The sequence below is a fragment of the Burkholderia sp. E168m23 genome (assembly GCF_016586125.1).
Lineage (GTDB): Bacteria > Pseudomonadota > Gammaproteobacteria > Burkholderiales > Burkholderiaceae > Burkholderia > Burkholderia orbicola.
Genome location: NZ_BCPP01000952.1, coordinates 1 through 2,712 on the forward strand (window position 1 = coordinate 1; position 2,712 = coordinate 2,712).

Annotated in this window: 4 protein-coding genes; 1 reads left to right on the top strand and 3 read right to left on the bottom strand. The window is 68.6% G+C overall.

Annotated elements, in window-relative coordinates; genetic code table 11:
* From JMF90_RS32460 to fliE, 3 genes are all read right to left on the bottom strand, one after another.
* Positions 1–224, bottom strand: a 224-nt coding sequence (locus JMF90_RS32460) for a flagellar protein FliT (protein ID WP_201325963.1), incomplete at its 3' end; no start/stop codon positions are given.
* The gene (fliS, locus tag JMF90_RS32465; RefSeq protein ID WP_006477524.1) at positions 221–655 is read right to left on the bottom strand and encodes a flagellar export chaperone FliS; all 435 of its coding nucleotides are present in this window, start codon (positions 653–655) and stop codon (positions 221–223) included. The genes JMF90_RS32460 and fliS, both read right to left, overlap by 4 nt.
* 203 nt (positions 656–858) lie before the next feature.
* On the bottom strand, positions 859–1,203 hold the full coding sequence (gene fliE, locus JMF90_RS32470) for a flagellar hook-basal body complex protein FliE (protein WP_006486991.1): 345 nt from the start codon (positions 1,201–1,203) through the stop codon (positions 859–861).
* A gap of 248 nt (positions 1,204–1,451) precedes the next feature.
* Between fliE and fliF the strand changes: the two genes are divergently transcribed.
* The coding region (fliF, locus tag JMF90_RS32475; protein ID WP_201325964.1) for a flagellar basal-body MS-ring/collar protein FliF at positions 1,452–2,712 on the top strand (1,261 nt) is incomplete at its 3' end.

The following is a 2,712-nucleotide window of genomic DNA, read 5'->3' on the forward strand; positions in this document are numbered from 1 at the left end:
TCGTCGGCCAGGATGCGGCGGATCAGGTCGAGCTTGCGGCCGAGATCCGATTCGTCGAGCGCGACGCCCGGATCGGCCTCCTTCAACCCGTCGACGAGCTGCATGAATTCGGCCTGCAACCCCGGCAACGCGCTCCAGTCGGCGCCGCGCGCGGCGCACAGCATCCGGCCCGACACGGCGGCGAGCGCCTCGTAACGCGCGAAGTATTCGGCCTTGAGATTCATCGTGATGCTTCCGCTACCTGTTGCGCGGCCATCCGCGCGACTTCCGGGGCGATGCCCGTCCATGCTTCCTCGAGCGTCGCGAGCAGGCCGTCGACCTCGACCAGCATCGCGTCGCTCGCCTGCGCGTTCGCTTCCAGCAGGCGCCGGCCGATATACGCATACAGCGCATTGAGGCGCTCGGCGATCTCGCCGCCCGCGTCGCGGTTCAGCGACGCCTGCAGGCCGCTCTCGACGATCCGGATCGCCTTGCCGATCGCTTCGCCGCGCCCGGACACGTTGTCCTGCTGCAAATGCATGCGCGCCAGCGCGATCGCCTGCCGGGCGCCCTGGTACAGCATCGCGATCAGCCGGTGCGGGGAGGCGCCCATCACCCCGGTCTCGACGCCGACACGCGCGTACGCACTGGCTCCAGCGTGTCCTGGGGAAAACATGCGCTTCTCCTTGTTATGTGCCTTGGCTATGCGGGAGCCGCCGCCGTGCGTCGCACGGCGCGGCCTTCACCGGAGTTATCGGAAGGGATTTGGAAAGCTTTAGGTGAGCAAGGGCTGCCGCCGGGCGGCCGATGCCGGCGCGCCGGTCTCGTTCTGCAAGCCCCGGGCCGTGCCCGGATACCCGTCGTCGAATGGCCGCCCCTTTACACCGACATCTGCATGATGTCGTTGTAAGCGCTCACTAACTTGTTGCGGACCTGGAGCCCGAACTGGAAGCCGATATTGGCTTTCTGCATGTCGACCATCACGTCGTTCAGCGAGATGTTCGGCGCGCCGACCTCGAACGCCTTCGCCTCGCCGAGCGCGTGCTGCTGGTCGCCGCTGATCTTGTCGAGCGATGCCTTCATCGCGCTCGCGAACGTGCCGGCCGTCGCCGCACCCGAGCCGGCCAGCGCCGCCGTCGGGCTCGCGACGCCGCCGGACGCCTGCGCGGCCATCGACTGCATCTGTTGCAACACCGAACCGATTCCGCTGACGTTCGCAGTCATGCTGTCCCCAGACATAGAGAAAAGACCCGGACGCACCGGGCGATCCGCCGGCGCCGCACCACGCGCACCATGCCGGATCGCGAAAAAGGATAGCAGCGCGGCGCGCGTCAAAGCCGCGAAAGTACGGGGGAAACCCCGCTCTTTTCGGTCGATCGGAGTGCGCCGCCGGTCACGATAATCGCATCGTGTCATTGTCCGCCCGCTCGTCCGAGCGAGCTCAGTCGTCCCGCTCCGGAGAAACTCGACGCATGGATTCGCAGGCCAACTCGCTGATCAACCCAGACGCCCGCGCGGGCCTCAGCCCGGCGCCCGGCGCCGCCGCGGCCGCCGCGTTGCCGGGCGCGGGCGGCGCAGGCGCGGACTTCGGGCTGGGCGGCTTCGCCGAACGCATTCCCGGCATCTCGCGGATGAAGGGCAACCCGAAGCTGCCGTTCGTGATCGCCGTCGCGTTCGCGATCGCCGCGATCACCGCGCTCGTGCTGTGGAGCCGGGCGCCCGACTACCGCGTGCTGTACAGCAACCTGTCGGACCGCGACGGCGGCGCGATCATCGCCGCGCTCCAGCAGGCAAACGTTCCCTACAAGTTCGCCGATGCCGGCGGCGCGATCCTGGTGCCGTCGGGCCAGGTGCACGAAACGCGCCTGAAGCTCGCCGCGATGGGGCTGCCGAAAGGCGGCTCGGTCGGCTTCGAGCTGATGGACAACCAGAAATTCGGCATCAGCCAGTTCGCCGAGCAGATCAACTACCAGCGCGCGCTCGAAGGCGAGCTGCAGCGCACCATCGAATCGATCAACGCCGTGCGCGGCGCGCGCGTGCATCTCGCGATCCCGAAGCCGTCGGTGTTCGTGCGCGACAAGGAAGCGCCGAGCGCGTCGGTGTTCGTCGACCTCTACCCGGGCCGCGTGCTCGACGAGGGCCAGGTGCAGGCGATCACGCGGATGGTGTCGTCCGGCGTGCCCGACATGCCGGCCAAGAACGTGACGATCGTCGACCAGGACGGCAACCTGCTGACCCAGACCGCGTCCGCGTCCGGCCTCGACGCGAGCCAGCTCAAGTACGTGCAGCAGGTCGAGCACAACACCCAGAAGCGCATCGACGCGATCCTCGCGCCGATCTTCGGCGCCGGCAACGCGCGCTCGCAGGTCAGCGCGGATCTCGACTTCTCGAAGATCGAGCAGACGTCGGAAAGCTACGGCCCGAACGGCACGCCGCAGCAGGCCGCGATCCGCAGCCAGCAGACCAGCAGCGCGACCGAACTCGCGCAGGGCGGCGCGTCGGGCGTGCCGGGGGCGCTGTCGAACACGCCGCCGCAGCCGGCCTCCGCGCCGATCGTCGCCGGCAACGGCCAGAACGGGCCGCAGACCACGCCGGTCAGCGACCGCAAGGACCAGACGACCAACTACGAGCTCGACAAGACGATCCGCCATACCGAACAGCCGATGGGCAGCGTGAAGCGGCTGTCGGTCGCGGTCGTCGTCAACTACCAGCCGGTCGCCGACGCGAAGGGCC

Bases quoted from the DNA above. Each gene is read 5' to 3' on its own strand.
- fliS (WP_006477524.1), bottom strand. From the start codon at position 655: ATGTTTTCCCCAGGACACGCTGGAGCCAGTGCGTACGCGCGTGTCGGC.
- fliE (WP_006486991.1), bottom strand. From the start codon at position 1,203: ATGACTGCGAACGTCAGCGGAATCGGTTCGGTGTTGCAACAGATGCAG.